General features: G+C 59.6%; 1 protein-coding gene. It reads right to left on the bottom strand.

What is annotated here, in order from left to right; all coding sequences use genetic code 11:
* Positions 1–496: 496 nt before the first annotated feature.
* On the bottom strand, positions 497–1,099 hold the full coding sequence (locus tag RCH15_RS19055) for a DUF6919 domain-containing protein (RefSeq protein WP_326962217.1): 603 nt from the start codon (positions 1,097–1,099) through the stop codon (positions 497–499).
* Positions 1,100–1,202: the final 103 nt, after the last annotated feature.

The following is a 1,202-nucleotide window of genomic DNA, read 5'->3' as shown; positions in this document are numbered from 1 at the left end:
GGTCTGGACCGCGACCGCAGACTCAATCCTCAAAAAAGTGGCCCGTGGCCGAGTCGCCCTTGAAACCATCAAACAAAACTGAGACAGACCACTAGGGATGCTCGCGATAGTTGCATGAGGCTACGATGCCGAGACCAGATGGCCAAGGCACGTCACCGCGGTTCAAAACCCTAACTTGTGCGTAGGCAACGGGGATACGGGCCCCGCCTCCGGAGCATCCTTCGGACGCGGGAGAACGGGAAGGTGCCCGTGTCGTCGCTGATCGTTAGCCGTCCCTGAAACGATGACGATCTCGAACGGAGATTCTGCTGGCCGGCTAAGCGAAGCGCAGGTGCCGGTAGAGGCAATGGACGAGCAGGACGGTAATACCTTTTACTGGCACGGGTCCATGCAGCCCCGTGTGCGGACCTCCGAGTGTCTCCTCCACCTCCACGGGCGCGGGTAGTGGCCGACGGGGCGGCTGGAAGCCGAGCCAGCCACAGCTGGAACTTTGCTTCTACGGCGCGCTGAGGGCCTCAATAACGGACGGGATTAGAAGCCCCGCACGGCCCCAGACCGGATCGAAGATCTGGACTTCCCAGAGTCCCACAGCGACGAGGGCGAGCTCCCGAGTAGTGTAATCCTGAAGTATCTGGATGAAGTCACTATCCTCATCGCACAAAGCCATGCTCTGCCCAAGATGGAGAGATGCCACAGCGCCGGGAGAGGCGGTTGCCGGAATCAGTCCAAAGCCCGCGGTGCCGGGGCGGAAGGAGAGAGCGACAAGGTCTGAGCGGTTACTCAGCAATTCCAGCCGCAGAGCGGTGCCCTCCTCGCATAGGCCGTGGATGAATTCTCTCTGTGCCCAGTTCTCGGAGGCCTCCCCAGGCTGGGACTCCTGTGTCCACAGTCCGAGCCGGTTGATGTCGGCGAGATCTGACGCAATCGGTCCGGTCTCGCTCTCAATGGCATCGAACCGTCCGGGCATAAACGGGATGATGCCCTCAAGCCATGCGGCTGTCATCACACAGGCATCTTCGAACGTCTTGGTTTGGTGCCACAAATCCTGGGCTGCCTGCAAGCGTCCTTCTTCGGTGTTCTCCGGCATGTCAATACTCACCCAATGATCCTAGTGGTGTGTCTCCAAAATAGTTAAAGGTTTGGCTGTTAAGATTGGGGTATGTCGAATCTTGCTCCTGCCTTGGTGGTCTCGGACGCCCAGC

The organism is Arthrobacter sp. MP_M4 (assembly GCF_035984855.1).
GTDB lineage: Bacteria > Actinomycetota > Actinomycetes > Actinomycetales > Micrococcaceae > Arthrobacter.
Note: the sequence above shows the minus strand (reverse complement) of the source record. Positions and strands in the feature narration are given on the sequence as shown.